We start from the raw sequence: 21,693 nt of genomic DNA, 5'->3' as shown, positions 1-21,693 counted from the left end.
TCGTGCAGAAAACAGCCGCCGCAAGCGTTTAGCTGCGGGGTAAATCAAATAAAGGTGATGTTCTCTTTGATATCCCGGCGGAGTTGGGTACATAGTATAAATGTGTCTCTCACGTGGTTAATTTTAAGGATAAGAGCATGCCAACAGCAATTGAGAAAGCATTGGATTTTATTGGTGGTATGAACACTTCGGCGTCAGTACCCCATTCAATGGATGAAAGTACCGCTAAGGGAATCTTAAAGTATTTGCATGACTTAGGTGTGCCAGCAAGTCCGGAAGCTGTGATGGCACGGGGTGAGCAGGAGGGATGGAATCCCGAGTTCACGAAAAAAGTGGCCGGATGGGCAGAAAAAGTGGCCTCCGGTAACCGCATCCTTATCAAGAACCCAGAGTATTTTTCAACTTATATGCAGGAGCAGCTCAAAGAGCTAGTTTGAGCTGACTATCGAATCAAACTCTAACGGACGTTTCCATCTCTGGATGGCGACGTCCAGAGGGGGTTGCCTTTCGCATGTTCTCGCCTTATCACGTGAAACACTTTCCGTCCCTGCCTGACTTGTTTTTCTTGTTACTCATTTCACATTTCGGTGCAAACAGGTAGAGCGCTATCAGCCTGGTTCAGTTGATTTGGTCTTAGCGAACAAGCTGGACATTATCGACGTGGCTGAAGTGGATGTTAACCACTTAATTTCATGATAAATATAATAAAAATCCAAAAGGTGAACAGGTGGACACTTTTTTATATAAAGTAATTTTTGTGATTTTTTGAGTATGGATTGTGGGGCGTTAAAAGTTACAGGTAATAAAAACGCGCCTAATAACTTCGGCGCGTTTGTGGTGTATTTCCGCTGTAGCAACCTGTCAGGTGGTCATGTTCGAATCACAAGGTAATACGTTGGCAGAGCCTGGACACGTAAACGTCATGTGTTTTCACCCTGTGATTTTTTCCACTTCCTCTGTCTGGCAGCAGCAATAAACCAGATCGCAAACGTAGTGATGGCTATAGCCAGAAAATACAGAATCAGTGAAAACCCGTCATTCCAGTGCGCTTCCTGTATGAATCCATAGTTTTCCTCATACCACGCCATAAACGCTTCATCAGGGATGAAGTAACAAAGCAGGGTGTAAACCACTGTCAGGGCGAGCAGTTCAGAAAGCCATAAAAAAACATGTGTGGCCGGTTTCATCAGTACACCTGTATTGTGCCGAACGCTTTTAATTGAGCCGTAACCATAACTGATGGTGTGCTTAATAAAGCCTCAAGTAAGATTGCGTAATCTGCATGGCTGGGTAGCGTAATGCAGTCATCACTAATGCCCGATTTACCCGCGGGATGTAAACGGAAGTTACCCCGCTCAACACCGTCTATGAATGAGATATCATCAGTTTGGCTATCCTGGCGATAAAGCGCAAACCATAGATCGCGATCTGAGCCGCTCTCTAAGCCGTGCACCATATCCCGCCAGCGGGAGTGAAGCCCGCCTCTTTGGCGCGTCACGATGTAGTAAAGACCGGGCGGCAATGGCCCTTTTTTTACTACTGTAATCGAAGCAGGGTTATTCCTGTGTGGCCCTGCATTTCCTGAGTACGCCGGGAAAAAACCCACGCCCGGGCAACTTAATGTTGATAGCTGTCCGCCATTAAGATGGAAGGTGCACCGGATCATCTTTCATTCCACGCATCAGAAAACTGAATGTTGCCATCACAGTATTTCCAGGTAATCCGCTCATACCGCATGGCTACGTTTTCAAGATGATTATGTTTTTCGGTCGCCGGGTTTTTGATATCGAGCATATGCGGCGCGGAGCTGACGATCTTCACGTTCTCAAGCAACATGTTGAAGTATTCAACTTCTTGCCCGGCGTCGTTAATTCTGTACCATTTAAATTCTGCGCTTTTAAGTGTCTGCCCGGTGGCAATAGCCTTGTAAAGATACGGGCTGGAAGAGTCGAACTCTTTTTGAAAGTTAAGGGGGGCATGTTGCCTGGTGCCGGTGAGTTTTCCGGTTCTGCTGTCTGTCGGAATATGCAGACTATGACCAAAAGATAGAATCTCTATGCTTCCCTCTCTATCCTGGACATCAACTGAACCTTTGATATCCGCGCCGCCGTCGTCTTTTAAAAATAAATATGCAGGAATAGCCATTATATAAACGCCTTTTAGTTAATGAGGTGACTAAATCCTATAACCTAAGCCGCTAGTATGTCTAAAATAATTTTATTGTAAGCTGGTAAATAACATATATGTGAATGTGTTATTTGGATTTATATAAAAAATAAATGAAAGGAAAGTATAATGGAGAATATTGAAATCGAGAAACATAAAAAATTCATAAATGCGATAATTTGGAATTAAAAAAACTGGAAGAATATAAGTGATCTTTAAATTCTGAAGCATTTTTCTTTGTCCATTATCATGGATTTTTATGTGGTTCACTTTCTGGTGAGATGCTGGCCGCCAATCGGGAACAGCTCAATGTAATGATAGAATATTTGAATGGATTGCGCACCGAGATAAACCGATGAAATCATTCAGGGTAATGTAAATTATTTGTTCGATATTGTTTGTTATCTATCGGATATTGATTATCTGCATTTTAGGTTATTTTAATAATTATTAACCTGTTTTATTAATTAACGTGGCACTCAGACGTGAGCCGCCACTGATCGCCCGGTTTCCTTTTCCGCTCCTGCGGTTTTCCTTCTCCCGGCGGCGGGTAATCTTCAATTTTTCGGAAGTGGCCCAACGACGCAGACGTGTGTTTGTTGTCGCAAGTGCTCGAGATGATTTCTATCCCGCAGCGGTACTTTTTGAGTTCGACGGCGTGCGCCGGGATATTGCGCCGGGTACTGAGCAAAATATTTTGCCGACGTTACCCGGAGCAGGTAAGTTAAGACGGCACGGAGAAAAGAAAGACGATGCCAAAGATAAACAAACTGCGAATTCGCAAAAAAAAACTACGCAAAACTGCGCAAAAAAAACTGCGAATTCGGAGTCGGTAAAACGCGAAAAACTGATCGACGCATACCGCCTAGCGGGTGCAAATGCAAAGGGTTTGCGGCGTTTATGACCGCCAGCCAGCCCCTAAGAATTCCTAAGGTTTTACGAGCCATTAGCTTGCGCCGGGGCAAGCCAGATGTTAAGAAATGTTAAGGTTCAAAGAGCCATTCTCATGCTTAGAAATGCCAGGGTTACACGGGCCATTCGCTGGCAGCGTGACAAACATCAGAAACGCTATTCATCAGATTGCGCAGTGAAAAACTGGGTACGCAAGGTACGCAAAAAGACGTGCCAGCCTTTTTTATATGATGCGGGCGGGCTTATGCGTGGAGTTCGTCCACCAGCTTCACACATCGTCAATGTATGCAAATGTTAACGTTTTGCGAATGGCACTAAGCAAGAAATGCTGTAGATATGGTGGGCGGTCATAAAATAACCATAAATCACCATGGTTACCTTTCTGGAATATCCCCGGCATATCCCCGGAAAAAACAAAAGGGCCGACGATTACTCGCCAGCCCTTGCTGTGTTTGGTGGCCCCTGCTGGACTTGAACCAGCGACCAAGCGATTATGAGTCATAAAATCGGTATGTTTTTAATTGTTCGTCATTGTCTCTGTTTGTATTTTTAATTATCTATAATCAATCACTTATAAAGTTATTTTTGTTTCTGATTGGTTCTCTCATTTCCCCATTGTACTATCCTTACCTGACCCATTACCTGACCCAAAATGGGCATTGGGTCAGGTAACGCTTATCCTCAGAAAGGTAACCACATGGCCGCTAATCTTACCGAGACTGCTATACGTGGATTAAAGACAAAAAGTACGTCGTACTACGTGTGGAGCAACAGTGCACAGCGTGGTACAGGCAGACTTGGCGTTAAGGTTCAGCCTTCAGGCAGCAAAGTTTTTTATTTCCGTTATTACGTTGAGAAAGGGAAGAAAGAGAAGTTCATCCAGTTGGGCATCTGGCCTGAGATGAAGCTAGTGACGGCCAATGAGTTGGCGAAAAAGTATGGAGCCTGGCTTGTTGAAGGAAAAGAGCCCCAACAAGAGCTTGAGCAACAACGCCTGGCCGAAGAGCACATTAGGCAGATCCATCGCTCTCAAGGATCGTTTGAAGAGCTGGTGCATGGCTACGTTCACAAGATGAAGCTCGACAATAAGCGGACCTGGGCTGATGTTCTGAAGCGTCTTGAAAAAGAGTGCTACACGGTTATCCCTCGAGAAACCAAAGCGAAAGATGTAACACCTCTGCAGATTAAAACCATCCTCTCAGGCATTATCCAGCGTGATGCGGTGGTGCATGCTAATCGGATTCGCTCGTATCTGATGGCGGCATTTAACTACGGCCTGAAAGCTGATAACGATCCGATGAATACCAGCGTAGGTATCACGTTTGGTCTTGAAGTTAACCCGGTCTCGGCCATACCGAAACAGTCTTCGGCGGAAAAAGTGGGTGATACATGGTTAACGCTGGAAGAGTTGCGTGTTGTCATGGAACAGTTCGCCGAAGCTACCAACGTTGGGCCGCTGATGCAGCATCTGATTCGCTTCTGTGTTTATGCTGGTGGGCAGCGTCCGTTTGAAATGATTGCCAGCCAGTGGAGTGCTATTGATTGGCAACAAAAGACGTTGCTGGTCATAGCAGATGTATCGAAAAACAAGCGTGAGCATCTGATCCCGCTGACTGAATCGGCACTACAGGAATTAGCCTCAGTGAAAGAACTGACTAAGGAAAGCAACAGTCCCTATATCTTCCCACTCTCGACCAATGGAGATCGACCGGTACGTACTGATAGCTTGGCGCGTTCCATCATGTATTTCCGAGCTTTTAATCCTGAGTTTAAAGTTTTCACAGCGCGAGATTTACGTCGGACCTGTAAGACTCTGATGGGGGAGGCGGGGATCAGCAAAGAGATCCGCGACCGTATTCAGAATCACGCTCTGAATGATGTCAGCTCGAAACACTATGACCGTTATGATTACCTGACTGAAAAGCGCAGAGCGCTTGAGATCTGGGAAGACCGAGTTAATAACTATCAACGGCAGCAGGAAAACAACGTTGTGAACTTGTTTGGGCGGAGGTAAGAGCTTGTCAAAATATGAGCTTAATTCTGCAGAGGAGCGCTATCAGCCGGGCTCTGGAGACTTAGTGCTGGCTAATAAGCTGGGATTTATTGATGAACAGGAAATGGAGGCGCTGGAGTCTGGCTTGCTGCTGATGCTGTATGAGCAGCTATTTATTGAGGGCCAGCCGCCTGAGGCGCTGGCTTTTGAGCACATCAGCAGGTGGCATCGCAAATGGCTGGGGAATGTGTACGACTGGGCGGGGAGGCTGCGTAATGCCAATCTAACTAAGGATGGCTTTCAGTTTGCGGCTGCCGACAGGATTCCGCTGCTGCTTGATGGCTTCGAGAAGCAGTTTCTTTCTCGGTCTGGTGAACTCAAATCCCTGGCTCGCCTGGAGCTGGTAAGTTATCTGGCTGAATGCCATGTGGAGTTTATTTTGATCCACCCATTCAGAGAAGGTAACGGGCGTCTGTCGCGGCTACTTTGCGATGTGCTGTCGGTTCTGGCAGGGAAGGGCTTACTTGATTACAGCCTGTGGGATGAGCACAAGGCGTTTTACTTCAAGGCAATACAGGCGGGTGTCTCAGGGAACTACAGCCCTATGATGCAACTGGTGAGCGACATCTTGCCAGATTAACGGGCGAGGCCAACGGCTTTTGCCTGTGCCTGATTTTGTTTGAGTTGCTGCTCAATTTTTTGCACAGAGACACCGGTTTCGATCGCGGTTGAGCTGGCGACGGCACGGTAGATTTGAGTCCTGGTGATCTGAGTATGTGATGTTTTTTTTGTCATGTGAGATCCCTTTTTACTGCACTGATTCTAGTTCGGAAGGAGAATGCTAGCAAGGTTATCATTAATAGTTAGAAGGGCGGCGTATGCTTGTCTTGCCCAAAAATCTGGTTCTTTGTTCTCCATTCGCTGCAGAAGGCAATGAGTTTTCTAGTCATCTGTATTTTTTGACTGTTGCGTGATTCTTGAATTGCCACCATATGATACACATCTATTTTTTTAGATTAATTTATACAGTTTGTGATTTAATTCACATTCAGAAGTTGTTTTTTTTGATTCTAAAAACGATGTATTTTTATGTTTCTCTTAATAGAAATCATGTATGATAAACGTAATAGTTAAAAGCGCTATCTTTATTATATAATTAGTAGGGGGATGTTTGTTTACTTTAGATAACAAAAATAATAATGCAGTCGAGACTGGCAGTTTCCTTTCAATCACTGACATATGTGAACGGGAAAATATATCTATTACGAAAGTTATAAGCGATTGGTTGAATTTTTCGAGGAAGCTATTTGTAAAATTAGATGCTGTTCCATGTTGCTTGAAAAGAACATTCGAAGGGGATGACAATTCGGAAATAGAAAATATTACTTCAGGTTCTGATGAGTACCAAAGCGTTTTTGGTTCAACGGCTTACAGGGTCTTTATTCCTCTAAATCCACAAGAATGTGAAATTGAAAAAAATAAAAATCAAAATGAAATTGTTTCATCTTATATTTCTTATCAAGGTCTGGCATATGGCTTTTGGGAAGTAAAGCCAACTAAAATAACTCGTTTTGCAAATGAAGGGTATCATATTGCAAATGGAACCTCACGTAATGCTATTATTAATACTCCCGGAGCAGTAATTATTAATGGCAATGTAAGTGATCATGTTTTATTTTTTAATCATTCCTTTGTAATTTTCAAAGAAGACTTCTTTGTTGGACCTGACATTGAAGCTGTTTTAGATGAGTCTTTATTTACCGAAGGTACAGTTGAGGTTTCACCTCAAAATATAAAGTCAGTAGTTCCCGGAGCAGAAAGTAACGTTGATCAAAATGTGAACGCTAAAGAAATTGTTAAAGGGGCTAAAAAAAGGGTATCTAAGGCAGAACGGGATGCTATATTTATAATGTTAAGTAAATACTATAAAAGTAAAAATGGTAAACTTGAGGCTGCACCAATCGCGAATATGTTGAATTCGGATGCCAAGGATATATTACCTGGGCGAGAGTTCAGCCCGGAAACTATTCGCCGCTGGTTGAAATCAATTCAATGATACTTCAAGTAATTTATTTTTATGGCAAATATAAAAACTTGTTAGCATTATTCATGAATTCTAATATTTATCATTCTCAGCAATCTATGGTGGGAAAGTTATAATAACTTTTTTTGTTGACTAATCCTTAATTATGCAAAGCTAATATAGAGTATAGCCATAAATGGAAAATTTAATATTGAGAAAAATGTATTTATGAGATTTTTTCATTATTGTGAGTTGCATGATTAATACATATCTCTTAATGAATCTCTCTTTTAACCTTTTCAATATTTATGTTTCAGGTTTTACTAAAAACGTAATGACGCAAAGGAAAAACGGTAAACACATCGAATATTCTATTTAAGAAGCCTCAAATGTATTTTAAAGTTCCCACATTAAGCCACCGTAAAAACCACATCAAGCCACTGTAAGCACCACAATAAGCAATGTGCACCTTAATAAGCCGTAAACTTCTTTTATATTAGCGCCTGCTTGAGCCATGCTGCATCCATCGAAACAAAGGAGGCAGTATGAAAGCAAAATTCAACAGTCCAACATCAGAAGAACGCTTACAGGTATTACGCAACAATGGCGAACCTCATGATCGCCTCGTACGTGAAAAAGAGCGTCAGCACATTACATCTGTATCCCGTTCAACGGCCTGGAAACTAGAGCAAGTCGGTCAGTTTCCACTGCGTAAGTCTATTGGTCTGAAATCCTGCGGGTGGCTGTTAAGTGACCTGCTGTATTGGATCAGTGAGCGTTAACATCAGGTTTTTTTTGCATTTATTTTTTGGATGACCCGAGTTCATCCTGCTATTTCTACTATTAATAGCGGAATAGCAATATGAGTGAAATCGTTTTAAACGTTAACTGAATGAGAGGTATCTATGCTGTGTGGTCGTCCTTTTCCTGTACATGTGTTCCCACAGATCATCAGAAATGCAGTTTACGAAGTAGAACAGCATACGCAGGCTCCTCAGGCTTTGATTGCTGCATCAGTACTAGGGGTTATTTCTCTTGCCTGCCAGAACCGGATTGATGTGTGCAGACTGAATAATCTGCGCAGCCCGGTATCGCTTTTTTTACTGACACTGGCGGAATCGGGTGAACGCAAAAGTACGGTGGACAAACTGCTAATGAAGCCATTGTATCAGCTGGAAGATGAATGGTTTGAAAAATATACCCAGGATCTGATTATCTGGCGGAATGAGGAAACGGCTTTTAATGTTGAAAAGAAAGCCTTGATGTCAAAACTGAAATCAGAGATTTCCCGTAACAAAGAACATTCCACAACGAATGAACGACTGAAAGCGCTGTTGGCAACATACCCGAAAGCACCGGTCAGGTTCAGACAGATATTCAATGATGCCACACCTGCGGCGATAAAAGACTATCTCAGTGGGCACTGGCGGTCTATCGGGCTTATGTCTGATGAAGCTGGCACCATTTTTAACGGCTATGCGCTGAATGAACTGCCTTTCATCAATAAAATGTGGGATGGCGCAATGTTTCCCGTGGAAAGAAAAAGCGAACCGGATAAATTAATCAAAGATGCCAGAATGACGCTGGCACTGATGGTCCAGCCTGATGTGCTTAAAAAAGGATATCTGGAACGAAAAGGCGATACAGCGAAAGGGATCGGATTCTTCGCACGGTGCTTGATGTGTCAGCCTGGTTCAACACAGGGCTACCGGCAAATTACCAACCCGGTTGTCTCAAGCGAGCATCTACCGGTATTTCATCTACGACTGATGGGGATCGTTAACGAGAGTATTATCAGAAATGATGAAAATGAACGTCTGTGTCTGTACTTCTCCCCTGAGGCTGAAAAACGCTGGCTCGAATTTTATAATAAAGTTGAGTCGGAAATGGGGATTCTTGGAGCACTGTCTAATTTTAAAGATTATGCCTCTAAAATGGCTGAAAATATGGCAAGAATTGCGGCATTATTGCATTACTTTAATGGTGATGAAGGTGATATATCTCTTCTGACTACGGAGGCGGCTGTGGAGATCAGTGCCTGGTATGTTGATGAGTATATTCGACTTGTTTCTCATCCCCCGGGATTTACACTGGTTAATTCAGAAGCGGATGAACTTTACTTCTGGATTAAAGAGTATTGCTGTCGGTGCTTTGTACCCTACATCAGGAAAAACACTATACTGCAATATGGACCCAGTAGGTTTCGAAATCGTAATAAAGTGAATGAGTTGTTAGGTACACTATATTCTCAAAAAAGGATATTCGCTGCTAAAAAAGGAAAAACAGTATTTATAGCACCCGCTAATGTCGAATTTAATATTTATAGTTAAATTAATTGCAGAGTGGATTGGTAAAGCATTGGCGTTACGCAATGTAACTTTTTTGACGAATTTAGTGTTGGATAGGTAATATATTGCTATCATCTTTAATATTATATCTATCCTACAATCAAGCAATGCTTGCATCTATTTAAATCATTAAAAGTAAATAGTATTGTAGGAATATACATAAGGATTTAATCTATGAATTTATACCCAGGATCGCATGGTGAGCATGTACTCGCCTATAAAAAGCATATTGAACGAGTCGTCAATGATGCTGTAAGTGAATTCCCTAGAACAATGGCATTACGTGTTGATGTACATTATCCACCTATTTTAGACAGAGGAGATACTGTTTGCTGCTTCCCTAATGTGGAGCCTGGTGCCATATCCCGTTTCCGTAATGCGTTAAATGCAATGCTGGAGGCCAATGAAAAAGCCAGAACTGCCAACGGCAAAAGAATATATCCAAACCGAGTTCGTCATGTTTGGGTAAGGGAGTTTTCCGAAGAGGGAAAATGCCACTTTCATATTGGTCTTTTTTTTAACAAAGATGCTTATTACCATTTAGGTGATTATGAGGCTGAAAGCAATTTACGGATGATGATTGTAAGGGCATGGTACAGTGCACTGGGGTTGGAACTGGATGATTATCCGGGATTGGTTCACTACCCTGAAAATTGTCGTTATATATTAGACGTCAATGATTTTAACTTTGAAGGAGAATACAATAAATTACTGAATCGTCTTGACTACCTGGCTAAACTTGATACAAAAGTATACGGAGATGGCGACCGTAGCTTCGGCTGCAGTCGCGGGTAATTTATTTTTTTACAGAAATGGCCTTTCTTATGGATGGAAAGGCCAGACCTTATATATCAAGACGATGGTGAGCGATAAAGTATTGTTTTCAAGTAATCATCTGTTGCAGTAAACTCAGGGAGTTGGCCACTCATGGCCTGTGTTAGTGGAATAATCTTTGTCCTGACTCCCATCCCCCTGAAATCAACGTAACCATAATCACGTAAGACTTCCATGATAATCGTATTACGTGGTGAACGCTGACCTGCAACCATCTTTTCAACCGACATCGAATTATTCAGCGCCCCAGGGCTAATAACTTCAAATCGATTGCTATACAAGCCAATCTCTATCTCAACAAAGCGTGTCCAGTCATGATGAGCCAGTGCATTTACAACAGTTTCGCGAATAGCTTCCAGTGGATAATACCAGGTTGTTTCCCGACGTAGATGCGTATCGGGTAGAGGGGCCTCTGAAGTGATAAAGGGCATGATAGTTGACATCAAACGCTCAATCAATCCACCATCGATCAAAGCCTTTCCGGCTTCCTCAGTATCAAAACGCCCAACCATTGGACCATCCAGAATATCATCGAGTAACGGTTGGTACTCCTTATCCTCGCTGGCAAACGCAAAGACTCGGATATCTGGTCGATGCGAGAGTTCAACCATTTTGATTTTGAACTCAACGGGATAATTAGGGCTTTTTTTACGCACTGTGGTTAATGATTTCATGGATAGTGTCCACCATATTTGGTGTCCACTATCCTCTCAGGAATTTCAGGATCTGCCAGACGGTGCTGAGACGACGCTTACGAATGTTATACCCCCTGCTGCAGTGGAAAGACGTGGTGACAGATACCCCTTCCCCACATTCAGGCAGCAACTCTTTCATCAGTAGCAGGCGGGAATCAATATGAGCAGGATCGGTGTGGTTAAAACGATGAAGGAGCGATTTTGTCCGCAAAGAATCCGCTTTTATGGCGGGTTCAGCAGGGAAAAAGTAATCCCCATCTTTAAGACGGACACGTTCCACCCTGGTATCAGCGCAGGGCGGCAATTTATCATTCATTAATTCTGTTTCCTCCGTATGCAGCGTGGAGCCTTTCCTGTTACCGGTTTTATCCGGATGTATGCTGTCCCGTGAAGTGGCGGGCAAACTCACTTCTAAAAAATTACGGCCAGATCTTGTCATGCCTATCACAAAGTATCATAACCGAGCATTGTGTAAAGATGAAAACCGTCAAATTGAGCGCAATCGAGCTGCATGATATGATCAGAACCCTACTAAATCAGAAGTATTGGGTATGAGATTACTTTTGAGGAAGCACGTAAATGAAACGAGTGGTTCTGTTTTCATGTGGGAGCGCTTGTCGCTCCCTGAATAGTCCATGTGACAATGAAGATTAAACAGCATCATAACCAGCATGATGCCGTTGCATTTCTTGCATATCGGCAGACTACATCAGAACCCGGTAACCTTGGATGCTGGGATAATGGCAGAGAAGAGGCACTTATTGTATCTACGGTAAAAAGCGGTTTTGTCGATGAAGTTTTAAAGGAAACCCTCCAGAAACGCTGATGAAATTGCGCAGTTTCGCTGGCCTGATGCGACAACAACTCGCCAGTAGAATGGGTATTTCTTACAAATACCTGCGCAGCATAGAAGCAAACCCATCCAGAGCGAGCATTACTACACTTAACCATTATGCCAAGAAGTGTGGTGTTAAAAGCCCTTTGATTTATCTGTAAATAAGATAAAACATGATAATTTCATCAAGTTGCATGGTAATTTATCCAGGATCCATTTGTGTCCAGGACGTAAGTCTTCACAGCTGTCGAATCAATTCTATTTCGTAAGGCGGCTCACGTTTTTATGCCCTGAGCAGTGCTTTTCCGGCTGGAACTTTCCCCCACTCATTCACTGTGATTTAATATGCTAAACCGGTTTAATTAAGTTTAGCCTTGGAGGGTTTTAGCATGAAAGCAAAAGTTTGGGTTCTGGGCGACGCAGTGGTGGACCTGCTACCGGAGAGTGAAGGGCGCTTGCTACAGTGCCCTGGAGGCGCGCCGGCTAACGTGGCGGTAGGGGTTGCCCGCCTTGGCGGCAACAGCGGATTTATCGGCCGCGTCGGCGGTGACCCGTTTGGCCGCTACATGCGTCATACCCTGCAACAGGAGCAGGTCGACGTCAGCCATATGTATCTTGACGATCATCACCGCACGTCCACTGTGGTGGTCGACCTTGATGACCAAGGTGAACGCACCTTTACCTTTATGGTACGCCCCAGCGCTGACCTGTTCCTGGCTGAAGAAGACCTGCCACAGTTTGCCGCCGGACATTGGTTGCACATCTGCTCCATCGCGCTCAGCGCCGAGCCCAGCCGCAGTGCTACCTTCGCGGCTATGGAGAACATCAAACGTGCCGGTGGCCGGGTGAGCTTTGACCCTAATATCCGCCTGGATCTCTGGCAAGATCAGAACCTGTTGCACGCCTGTCTCGACCGCGCCCTGCGTCTGGCGAACGTGGTGAAACTGTCCGAAGAAGAGCTGATACTCATCAGCGGGAGTAATGATATCGCGCAGGGGATCGCCAGCATCACTGAGCGTTATCAGCCTGAATTACTGCTGGTGACTCAGGGTAAAGCGGGCGTCATCGCCGCATTCCAGCAGCAGTTTATCCATTTCAGCGCTAAACCGGTTGTCAGCGTGGATACCACCGGTGCGGGCGATGCGTTTGTCGCCGGACTGCTTGCCAGCCTTGCTGCCAACGGGATGCCGGCGGATATCAATGCCCTGGAGCCAACGCTCGCTCTGGCGCAAACCTGCGGTGCCCTGGCAACCCTGGCGAAAGGCGCGATGACTGCCCTGCCATACCAGCGCGATCTACACCGCCAGATTTGATCCTAAATACCGTCGTACGCGGTCCACTTTGTTGCATCCATCACACTTATTAAACCGGTTTAGCAAAATCAATTTCAAAATGTTAAATGTCGTGCTTAACATTGCAACTAAACCGGTTTAGCAAAAACACACAATTTTTTATTTTCCTTTTGGGATGCAATCAATATGTTCAGAAAAAGCACACTCGCGGTTCTTATCGCTTTGCTAACCGGCGCCGCCTCAGCCCATGCACAAACGGATCTCAGCAGTATCGAAGCCCGTTTAATTGCGCTGGAAAAACGCTTACAGGATGCCGAAAACAGAGCGCAAACGGCAGAAACCCGCGCAGAGTCGGCAGAGAAGAAAGTACAGCAGCTCACGACACAGCAACAAAAAACCCAGGACAGCACTCAGGAAGTGGCTCAGCGTACCGCCAAACTGGAGAAAAAAGCCGATGAGAAAAGCGGGTTTGAGTTCCACGGCTACGCCCGCTCCGGCGTGATAATGAATGACTCCGGCGCCAGCACCAAATCCGGAGCCTACATGACGCCAGCAGGGGAAACCGGTGGGGCTATTGGCCGCCTGGGAAACCAGGCCGATACCTATGTTGAAATGAATCTTGAACATAAGCAGACCCTGGATAACGGGGCAACGACCCGCTTCAAAGTCATGGTCGCCGACGGTCAAACCACTTATAACGACTGGACGGCGAGCACCAGTGATTTGAACGTGCGTCAGGCCTTTGTTGAACTGGGCAACTTGCCCACCTTCGACGGGCCGTTTAAAGGCTCCACCCTGTGGGCCGGGAAACGCTTTGACCGGGATAACTTTGACATTCACTGGATCGACTCGGATGTCGTGTTCCTCGCCGGTACCGGCGGCGGTATTTACGATGTCAGGTGGAACGACAGCGTTCGCAGCAACTTCTCTCTTTACGGGCGTAACTTCGGCGATATTGCTGATACCAGCAACAGTGTGCAGAACTACATCGTCAGCATGAACAATTTCATCGGGCCGGTGCAGATGATGGTCAGCGGGATGCGGGCAAAAGACAACGACGAACGCCAGGATACCAACGGTAATCCGGTCAAAGGCGATGCGGCAAATACCGGTGTACATGCGCTGCTCGGGTTGCACAACGACAGTTTTTACGGCCTGCGTGAAGGTGCCAGCAAAACCGCCCTGCTCTACGGTCACGGACTGGGTGCCGAAGTTAAAGGTGTCGGCTCTGACGGCGCGTTACGCTCGGGGGCTAACACCTGGCGCTTCGCCAGCTACGGCACCACGCCACTGAGCAAGAACTGGTTTATCGCCCCGGCGATACTGGCACAAACCAGTAAAGACCGTTATGTCGATGGCGACAGCTACCAGTGGGCAACCCTCAACATGCGTCTGATCCAGGAGATCAATCAAAACTTCGCCCTCGCTTATGAAGGCAGTTACCAGTATATGGATCTCAAACCTGAAGGTTATAACGATCGCCATGCGGTAAACGGCAGCTTCTACAAGCTCACCTTCGCCCCGACCTTTAAGGTTGGCGACATCGGCGATTTCTTCAGCCGTCCTGAAATCCGTCTTTACACCTCGTGGATGGACTGGAGCAAAAAACTCAATAATTACGCCAGCGATGACGCGCTGGGCAGCAGTGGTTTTAAATCGGGCGGCGAATGGTCGTTCGGGATGCAGATGGAAACCTGGTTTTGATGGTTAACACCTGGCGACAGTAACCGCCGGGGCGACAAAATACGTTTCGTCGCCCCGGACACAATAACAACGAAGAGAATGCGCTCCGGCTACCACGGGACGACAACTCGAAAATCAATACGCATTCAGAGGGTACTATGGATTTTGAACAGATTTCCCGCTCGCTACTTCCGCTTCTGGGAGGCAAGGAAAATATCGCCAGCGCCGCGCACTGTGCCACACGCCTGCGCCTGGTGCTGGTCGATGACTCACTGGCCGATCAGCAGGCCATCGGCAAAATTGATGGGGTGAAGGGCTGTTTCCGTAACGCCGGACAGATGCAGATTATCTTCGGCACCGGGGTGGTGAACAAAGTCTACGCCGCCTTTATCCAGGCGGCAGGGATTGGCGAATCCAGCAAATCGGAAGCTGCCGACATTGCGGCGAAAAAACTGAATCCTTTCCAGCGCATTGCCCGCCTGTTGTCGAACATCTTTGTGCCGATCATCCCGGCTATCGTCGCCTCCGGCCTGTTGATGGGCCTTCTGGGGATGGTTAAAACGTACGGCTGGGTCGACCCGGGTAACGCCATCTACATCATGCTGGATATGTGCAGCTCAGCGGCGTTTATTATTCTGCCGATCCTGATTGGCTTCACCGCCGCCCGCGAGTTCGGTGGTAATCCTTATCTTGGCGCGACGCTTGGCGGCATCCTGACTCACCCGGCGCTCACCAACGCCTGGGGTGTGGCCGCCGGTTTCCACACCATGAACTTCTTCGGCCTTGAGATTGCCATGATCGGCTATCAGGGCACGGTGTTCCCGGTGCTGCTGGCGGTGTGGTTTATGAGCATCGTTGAGAAACAGCTGCGTCGCGTGATCCCCGATGCACTGGATCTGATCCTGACGCCGTTCCTGACGGTGATCATTTCCGGTTTTATCGCCCTGCTGATTATCGGCCCGGCTGGTCGCGCGCTTGGCGACGGTATTTCGTTTGTCCTTAGCACCCTGATTACCCACGCCGGTTGGCTGGCCGGACTGCTGTTTGGCGGTCTCTATTCGGTTATCGTCATTACCGGTATTCACCACAGCTTCCACGCCATCGAAGCGGGACTGCTGGGCAACCCATCCATCGGCGTCAACTTCCTGCTGCCGATTTGGGCGATGGCCAACGTCGCTCAGGGCGGTGCTTGTCTGGCGGTGTGGTTCAAAACGAAAGATGCCAAAATCAAAGCCATTACCCTGCCCTCGGCGTTTTCTGCCATGCTCGGCATCACCGAAGCGGCGATTTTTGGTATTAACTTACGCTTTGTAAAACCGTTTATCGCAGCCCTGATTGGCGGCGCGGTGGGCGGCGCGTGGGTGGTATCCATGCATGTTTACATGACCGCGGTGGGCCTGACGGCTATCCCTGGCATGGCTATCGTGCAGGCCAGCTCGCTGCTGAACTACATTATCGGGATGGTTATCGCCTTTGGCGTCGCCTTTGTCGTCTCCCTGGTACTGAAATACAAAACGGACGCTGAATAATGTCACATCCATCACGCCTGCCTGCGATTTTGCAGGCTGTTATGCAGGGCCAGCCGCGCGCGCTGGCCGACAGCCACTATCCCCGCTGGCACCATGCGCCGGTGACCGGGCTGATGAACGATCCCAACGGCTTTATTGAATTTGCCGGACGTTATCACCTGTTTTATCAGTGGAACCCGCTCGCCTGCGATCATAAGTTCAAGTGCTGGGGGCACTGGAGCTCTGCCGACCTGCTGCACTGGCAACATGAGCCGATCGCGCTCATGCCGGATGAAGAGTATGACCGCAACGGCTGCTACTCCGGAAGCGCCGTGGATAGTCAGGGCACGCTCACCCTGTGCTATACCGGCAACGTAAAATTTGACGACGGCAGCCGAACCGCGTGGCAGTGCCTGGCGACGGAAAATGCCGACGGCACGTTTACCAAACTCGGCCCGGTATTACCGCTGCCGGAGGGCTATACCGGCCACGTGCGTGACCCGAAAGTCTGGCAGCACGAAGGTCGCTGGTACATGGTGCTGGGCGCACAGGATTTGCAAAAGCGTGGCAAGGTGTTGTTATTCAGCTCAGCGGACCTTCATGAGTGGACGAGTCAGGGCGAAATCGCCGGTTATGGCATCAATGGCCTGGACGACGCGGGCTATATGTGGGAATGCCCGGACCTGTTTGCCCTCGGCGACCAGCATGTCCTGATTTGCTGCCCGCAGGGCGTGCCTCGTGAGAAAGAGCGCTATCTCAACACCTACCCGGCAGTGTGGATGAGCGGCGATTTCGACTACCACCGCGCGGCCTTCGAGCATGGCGAACTGCACGAATTGGACGCAGGGTTTGAGTTCTACGCCCCGCAAACCATGCTTACCAGTGATGGCCGCCGTCTGCTGGTCGGCTGGATGGGCGTGCCGGAGGGCGAAGAGATGCTTCAACCGACCCTCACCAACGGCTGGATCCATCAGATGACCTGCCTGCGTGAGCTGGAGTTTATCGATGGTCAGCTATACCAACGTCCTCTACGAGAGCTGAGCGCCCTGCGCGGCGAAGCGCACGGCTGGGCAGGGAACTCCCTGCCGCTGGCACCGATGGAAATCGTTCTACAAACCACTGGGGACGATATTTTGAGCCTCGATTTTGACGGCGCATTAATCCTTGAACGCGATGCCAGCGGGATCCGCCTGGCCCGACCCAGTCTGGCCAGCGACGAGAAGCATTATCGTTACTGGCGCGGAGACGTCCGCTCGCTGCATATTTTCATCGACCAGTCTAGCGTGGAGATTTTCATCAACGGCGGCGAAGGAGTGATGAGCTGCCGCTACTTCCCGGCCTGTTCAGGGCAGCTAATGTTCTCTGGCATCACACCGGACGCATTCTGCTACTGGCCGCTGCGAACTTGCATGGTAGAATAAGCGTTTTGCCTCAAGCTCATGGCGTCGTAATGAAAACTAAACGCGTAACCATTAAAGATATCGCCGAACAGGCTGGCGTCTCAAAAGCGACCGCCAGCCTAGTACTGAACGGTCGTGGTAAGGAGCTGCGTGTGGCGCAGGAAACGCGTGAGCGAGTACTGGCGATTGCCCGTGAGCAGCACTATCAGCCAAGCATTCACGCCCGCTCGCTGCGCGACAACCGCAGCCACACCATCGGACTGGTGGTGCCGGAGATCACCAACCACGGCTTTGCGGTCTTTTCACATGAGCTGGAAATGCTGTGCCGCGAAGCAGGCGTCCAGCTATTGATCTCTTGTACTGATGAAAACCCCGGTCAGGAGAGCGTGGTGGTCAATAACATGATTTCCCGCCAGGTTGACGGTCTGATCGTCGCTTCATGTATGCACAACGATGCCGACTATCTTAAGCTCAGCCAACAACTGCCAGTAGTGCTGTTTGACCGTTGTCCTAATGAAAGCCTGCTGCCGCTGGTGATGACTGATTCGATTACCCCAACGGCGGAACTGATTTCCCGCATTGCACCTAAGCATAGCGATGAGTTCTGGTTTTTAGGCGGTCAGTCGCGTCTGTCGCCTTCACGCGATCGTCTGACCGGCTTCACGCAGGGTTTGGCTCAGGCGGGTATTGCACTGCGCCCGGAATGGGTGATTAACGGTAACTACCACCCGAGCTCAGGCTATGAGATGTTCGCCGCACTCTGCGCGCGACTTGGGCGGCCGCCTAAGGCGCTGTTCACTGCCGCCTGTGGACTGCTCGAAGGGGTACTGCGCTATATGAGCCAGCACCATTTACTCGACTCAGATATCCATCTGACGAGCTTTGACGATCACTATCTTTATGATTCGCTGTCGCTGCGTATCGATACCGTACAGCAGGATAACCGCCAGTTGGCCTGGCACTGCTATGATCTGATAAGCCAATTGATCGAGGGCGATACGCCCGAAACGCTACAACGCTACCTGCCCGCAACGCTGCAGTTTAGGCATCAGTAATAACTGAGCATTTTTGAATACCCTACAGAGGTGAAATCTGGTGCGAATCCAACAATCAAAAATCAATATTTGTAGTGATGTGATGCGGAAAGGTCTTCACTGCATCAGTAATCACACCAATCGGGTTAAACGGCAAACTGAGTGGTGGTAAAGACTGACACCGGCATTATTACTGTCACTGTGGAACATCACTCCGGCGGGTTTACCGCAAGCTTCCCACGCAATTTCCAGCGCTTTGATGTCAGCTTGCTGTCCGGTGAGAATGACATTGCCCAACCCTCAGGTTTCCTTGCGAACAGATCGAGAACAACAGCAAGGTAAGCCCAACGCTTGCCTGTCCAGATATACGTCACATCGCCGCACCACACCTGATTCGGTTCTGTCACTGCAAACTGTCGCTCAAGGCGATTCGGGATAGCGGTGTGTTCATGACCACCACGTTTATACCGGTGAGTTGGCTGCTGACAACTCACCAGACCCGGTTCTTTCATGAGCCTTCCGGCAAGCCAGCGTCCCATTCTGAAGCCTTTCAGGGTTGCCATAATCGCGATACTTCTTGCGCCAGCAGAGCCATGGCTGATGTTATGCAGTTCCAGAACCTGACTGCGTAACACAGCTCGCCTGCCGTCTGGCTTTTCGGGGCTTTTTCCCCAGTATTTGTAGCTGCTGCGATGAACCCCGAACACGTGGCAAAGTGTGACCACAGGATACTGCGCTCTGAGTTTCCCGATTAACGAGAATTGTTCAGGGAGTCTGGCATCAAGAGCGCGGTTGTAGATTCAATTGGTCAACGCAACAGTCATGTGAAAACATGTAGTTGCGGAGGATTGTTGAATGAGACGAACATTTACAGCAAAGGAAAAAACATCTGTTTTTGAACTGTGGAAGAACGGAAAAGGCTTCAGTGAGATAGCTAATATCCTGGGTTCGAAACCAGGGACCATCTTCACGATGTTAAGAGATACTGGCGGCATAAAACCCAATGAGCGCAAGCGAGCTGTTGCTCACCTGACGCTGTCTGAGCGCGAGGAAATACGAGCTGGTTTGTCAGCCAAAATGAGCATTCGAGCCATCGCTACAATGCTGAATCGTAGCCCTTCAACAATCTCACGTGAAGTTCAGCGTAATCGTGGTAGGCGCTATTACAAAGCCGTTGATGCGAATAACCGGGCCAACAGGATGGCTAAAAGACCAAAACCGTGCTTACTGGATCAGAATATGCCGTTGCGAGAGCTTGTTCTGGAAAAGCTTGAGATGAAGTGGTCCCCAGAGCAAATATCAGGATGGTTAAGGCGAACGAAGCCGCGTCAAAAAACACTACGAATATCACCTGAGACAATTTATAAGACGCTTTACTTTCGTAGTCGTGAAGCGCTACACCACCTGAACTGAAGTGGCACACTGAATTTGGCCACCTGAACAGAGGTGATATGCTCACCTCAGAACAACACAGGTGCTCCAATGAAAAAAAGAAATTTCAGCGCAGAGTTTAAACGCGAATCCGCTCAACTGGTTGTTGACCAGAACTACACGGTGGCAGATGCCGCCAAAGCTATGGATGTTGGCCTTTCCACAATGACAAGATGGGTCAAACAACTGCGTGATGAGCGTCAGGGCAAAACACCAAAAGCCTCTCCGATAACACCAGAACAAATCGAAATACGTGAGCTGAGGAAAAAGCTACAACGCATTGAAATGGAGAATGAAATATTAAAAAAGGCTACTGTAGATTCAATTGGTCAACGCAACAGTTATGTGAAAACATGGGGTTGCGGAGGTTTTTTGAATGAGACGAACATTTACAGCAGAGGAAAAAGCCTCTGTTTTTGAACTATGGAAGAACGGAACAGGCTTCAGTGAAATAGCGAATATCCTGGGTTCAAAACCCGGAACGATCTTCACTATGTTAAGGGATACTGGCGGCATAAAACCCCATGAGCGTAAGCGGGCTGTAGCTCACCTGACACTGTCTGAGCGCGAGGAGATACGAGCTGGTTTGTCAGCCAAAATGAGCATTCGTGCGATAGCTACTGCGCTGAATCGCAGTCCTTCGACGATCTCACGTGAAGTTCAGCGTAATCGGGGCAGACGCTATTACAAAGCTGTTGATGCTAATAACCGAGCCAACAGAATGGCGAAAAGGCCAAAACCGTGCTTACTGGATCAAAATTTACCATTGCGAAAGCTTGTTCTGGAAAAGCTGGAGATGAAATGGTCTCCAGAGCAAATATCAGGATGGTTAAGGCGAACAAAACCACGTCAAAAAACGCTGCGAATATCACCTGAGACAATTTATAAAACGCTGTACTTTCGTAGCCGTGAAGCGCTACACCACCTGAATATACAGCATCTGCGACGGTCGCATAGCCTTCGCCATGGCAGGCGTCATACCCGCAAAGGCGAAAGAGGTACGATTAACATAGTGAACGGAACACCAATTCACGAACGTTCCCGAAATATCGATAACAGACGCTCTCTGGGGCATTGGGAGGGCGATTTAGTCTCAGGTACAAAAAACTCTCATATAGCCACACTTGTAGACCGAAAATCACGTTATACGATCATCCTTAGACTCAGGGGCAAAGATTCTGTCTCAGTAAATCAGGCTCTTACCGACAAATTCCTGAGTTTACCGTCAGAACTCAGAAAATCACTGACATGGGACAGAGGAATGGAACTGGCCAGACATCTAGAATTTACTGTCAGCACCGGCGTTAAAGTTTACTTCTGCGATCCTCAGAGTCCTTGGCAGCGGGGAACAAATGAGAACACAAATGGGCTAATTCGGCAGTACTTTCCTAAAAAGACATGTCTTGCCCAATATACTCAACATGAACTAGATCTGGTTGCTGCTCAGCTAAACAACAGACCGAGAAAGACACTGAAGTTCAAAACACCGAAAGAGATAATTGAAAGGGGTGTTGCATTGACAGATTGAATCTACAGTAG

At 47.5% G+C, this 21,693-nt stretch carries 21 protein-coding genes and 3 pseudogenes; 17 read left to right on the top strand and 7 right to left on the bottom strand.

What is annotated here, in order from left to right; translation table 11 throughout:
- The first annotated feature begins 113 nt into the window (after positions 1 to 113).
- Entirely contained in the window at positions 114 to 437 is a 324-nt protein-coding gene (locus tag HV302_RS03155) for a DUF1889 family protein (RefSeq protein ID WP_071524484.1), read from the top strand.
- Between the two features lie 483 nt (positions 438 to 920).
- Here HV302_RS03155 and HV302_RS03150 read toward each other — a convergent pair whose 3' ends face one another.
- From HV302_RS03150 to HV302_RS03140, 3 genes are read right to left on the bottom strand one after another with little or no spacing between them, the layout of a single operon-like run.
- The gene (locus HV302_RS03150) at positions 921 to 1,187 is read right to left on the bottom strand and encodes a hypothetical protein (protein ID WP_047499199.1); all 267 of its coding nucleotides are present in this window, start codon (positions 1,185 to 1,187) and stop codon (positions 921 to 923) included.
- The gene (locus tag HV302_RS03145; protein ID WP_181598848.1) at positions 1,187 to 1,666 is read right to left on the bottom strand and encodes a DUF2778 domain-containing protein; all 480 of its coding nucleotides are present in this window, start codon (positions 1,664 to 1,666) and stop codon (positions 1,187 to 1,189) included. The genes HV302_RS03150 and HV302_RS03145 overlap by 1 nt, the downstream gene beginning before the upstream one ends.
- On the bottom strand, positions 1,663 to 2,145 hold the full coding sequence (locus HV302_RS03140; protein WP_101701232.1) for an Hcp family type VI secretion system effector: 483 nt from the start codon (positions 2,143 to 2,145) through the stop codon (positions 1,663 to 1,665). Before HV302_RS03140 ends, HV302_RS03145 begins: the two co-directional genes overlap by 4 nt.
- Positions 2,146 to 2,638: 493 nt before the next feature.
- On the opposite strand from HV302_RS03140, the gene HV302_RS03135 reads away from it, so the two are divergent.
- The 3 genes from HV302_RS03135 (at position 2,639) to HV302_RS03125 (ending at position 5,711) form a co-directional block, all read left to right on the top strand.
- Positions 2,639 to 3,070, top strand: a complete 432-nt coding sequence (locus HV302_RS03135) for a hypothetical protein (RefSeq protein ID WP_181627500.1) — start codon at positions 2,639 to 2,641, stop codon at positions 3,068 to 3,070.
- A gap of 705 nt (positions 3,071 to 3,775) precedes the next feature.
- Positions 3,776 to 5,092, top strand: a complete 1,317-nt coding sequence (locus HV302_RS03130) for a tyrosine-type recombinase/integrase (protein WP_115064751.1) — start codon at positions 3,776 to 3,778, stop codon at positions 5,090 to 5,092.
- A gap of 4 nt (positions 5,093 to 5,096) precedes the next feature.
- The gene (locus HV302_RS03125) at positions 5,097 to 5,711 is read left to right on the top strand and encodes a Fic/DOC family protein (protein WP_170972974.1); all 615 of its coding nucleotides are present in this window, start codon (positions 5,097 to 5,099) and stop codon (positions 5,709 to 5,711) included.
- Here the strand turns inward: HV302_RS03125 and HV302_RS03120 are convergent.
- Complete coding sequence (locus HV302_RS03120) at positions 5,708 to 5,866, bottom strand: hypothetical protein (protein ID WP_103161909.1); 159 nt, start codon at positions 5,864 to 5,866, stop codon at positions 5,708 to 5,710. The two genes, HV302_RS03125 and HV302_RS03120, sit on opposite strands and share 4 nt — an antisense overlap.
- Before the next feature lie 376 nt (positions 5,867 to 6,242).
- Here HV302_RS03120 and HV302_RS03115 point away from each other — a divergent pair, with 376 nt between their 5' ends.
- The 4 genes from HV302_RS03115 to HV302_RS03100 all read left to right on the top strand — a co-directional run bounded on the left by HV302_RS03115 (position 6,243) and on the right by HV302_RS03100 (position 10,237).
- Complete coding sequence (locus HV302_RS03115) at positions 6,243 to 7,127, top strand: hypothetical protein (protein ID WP_181626894.1); 885 nt, start codon at positions 6,243 to 6,245, stop codon at positions 7,125 to 7,127.
- A gap of 512 nt (positions 7,128 to 7,639) precedes the next feature.
- Positions 7,640 to 7,876 (top strand): helix-turn-helix transcriptional regulator, encoded by a 237-nt coding sequence (locus HV302_RS03110; protein ID WP_046694510.1) that lies wholly within the window; start codon positions 7,640 to 7,642, stop codon positions 7,874 to 7,876.
- A 123-nt stretch (positions 7,877 to 7,999) separates the two neighbouring features.
- Positions 8,000 to 9,424 (top strand): YfjI family protein, encoded by a 1,425-nt coding sequence (locus HV302_RS03105; RefSeq protein ID WP_115257457.1) that lies wholly within the window; start codon positions 8,000 to 8,002, stop codon positions 9,422 to 9,424.
- A gap of 192 nt (positions 9,425 to 9,616) precedes the next feature.
- The gene (locus tag HV302_RS03100) at positions 9,617 to 10,237 is read left to right on the top strand and encodes an inovirus Gp2 family protein (protein ID WP_046694512.1); all 621 of its coding nucleotides are present in this window, start codon (positions 9,617 to 9,619) and stop codon (positions 10,235 to 10,237) included.
- Between the two features lie 56 nt (positions 10,238 to 10,293).
- Here the strand turns inward: HV302_RS03100 and HV302_RS03095 are convergent, their stop codons facing one another.
- Positions 10,294 to 10,950, bottom strand: a complete 657-nt coding sequence (locus HV302_RS03095) for an ATP-binding protein (protein WP_181626893.1) — start codon at positions 10,948 to 10,950, stop codon at positions 10,294 to 10,296.
- Between the two features lie 28 nt (positions 10,951 to 10,978).
- Complete coding sequence (locus HV302_RS03090; RefSeq protein WP_174329993.1) at positions 10,979 to 11,410, bottom strand: maltose acetyltransferase domain-containing protein; 432 nt, start codon at positions 11,408 to 11,410, stop codon at positions 10,979 to 10,981.
- A gap of 386 nt (positions 11,411 to 11,796) precedes the next feature.
- Between HV302_RS03090 and HV302_RS28520 the strand changes: the two genes are divergently transcribed.
- The 6 genes from HV302_RS28520 to HV302_RS03060 all read left to right on the top strand — a co-directional run bounded on the left by HV302_RS28520 (position 11,797) and on the right by HV302_RS03060 (position 18,744).
- Positions 11,797 to 11,967 (top strand): helix-turn-helix domain-containing protein, encoded by a 171-nt coding sequence (locus HV302_RS28520; RefSeq protein ID WP_077258089.1) that lies wholly within the window; start codon positions 11,797 to 11,799, stop codon positions 11,965 to 11,967.
- 228 nt (positions 11,968 to 12,195) lie between these two features.
- Entirely contained in the window at positions 12,196 to 13,119 is a 924-nt protein-coding gene (locus HV302_RS03080; RefSeq protein ID WP_181626892.1) for an aminoimidazole riboside kinase, read from the top strand.
- A gap of 165 nt (positions 13,120 to 13,284) precedes the next feature.
- Positions 13,285 to 14,802, top strand: a complete 1,518-nt coding sequence (locus HV302_RS03075; protein ID WP_003029587.1) for a carbohydrate porin — start codon at positions 13,285 to 13,287, stop codon at positions 14,800 to 14,802.
- A 137-nt stretch (positions 14,803 to 14,939) separates the two neighbouring features.
- A complete protein-coding gene (locus HV302_RS03070) occupies positions 14,940 to 16,310 on the top strand; it encodes a sucrose-specific PTS transporter subunit IIBC (protein WP_000345204.1) in 1,371 nt (456 codons plus the stop codon).
- Entirely contained in the window at positions 16,310 to 17,710 is a 1,401-nt protein-coding gene (locus HV302_RS03065) for a sucrose-6-phosphate hydrolase (protein ID WP_003029589.1), read from the top strand. The genes HV302_RS03070 and HV302_RS03065 overlap by 1 nt, the downstream gene beginning before the upstream one ends.
- Before the next feature lie 29 nt (positions 17,711 to 17,739).
- Positions 17,740 to 18,744 carry a LacI family DNA-binding transcriptional regulator gene (locus HV302_RS03060; RefSeq protein ID WP_003029591.1) on the top strand — a complete coding sequence of 335 codons (1,005 nt, stop codon included), beginning with the start codon at positions 17,740 to 17,742 and terminating at the stop codon, positions 18,742 to 18,744.
- 165 nt (positions 18,745 to 18,909) lie between these two features.
- Here the strand turns inward: HV302_RS03060 and HV302_RS03055 are convergent.
- Positions 18,910 to 19,514 (bottom strand): annotated as a pseudogene (locus HV302_RS03055) (IS3 family transposase); the annotation flags it as partial.
- A gap of 64 nt (positions 19,515 to 19,578) precedes the next feature.
- On the opposite strand from HV302_RS03055, the pseudogene HV302_RS03050 reads away from it, so the two are divergent.
- From HV302_RS03050 to HV302_RS03040, 3 genes and pseudogenes are all read left to right on the top strand, one after another.
- A pseudogene (locus HV302_RS03050) lies at positions 19,579 to 20,133 on the top strand (IS30-like element IS30H family transposase); the annotation flags it as partial.
- A gap of 72 nt (positions 20,134 to 20,205) precedes the next feature.
- A pseudogene (locus tag HV302_RS03045) lies at positions 20,206 to 20,463 on the top strand (IS3 family transposase); the annotation flags it as partial.
- Positions 20,464 to 20,530: 67 nt separating this feature from the next.
- Positions 20,531 to 21,682: an IS30-like element IS30 family transposase gene (locus HV302_RS03040; RefSeq protein WP_001254932.1), complete on the top strand. Its 1,152-nt coding sequence runs from the start codon at positions 20,531 to 20,533 to the stop codon at positions 21,680 to 21,682.
- The last annotated feature ends 11 nt before the right edge of the window (positions 21,683 to 21,693 follow it).

Source organism: Citrobacter sp. RHBSTW-00859 (assembly GCF_013729795.1).
Lineage (GTDB): Bacteria > Pseudomonadota > Gammaproteobacteria > Enterobacterales > Enterobacteriaceae > Citrobacter > Citrobacter braakii.
The sequence above is the reverse complement of the archived record's forward strand: the minus strand, read 5'-3'. Positions and strand labels throughout refer to the sequence as shown.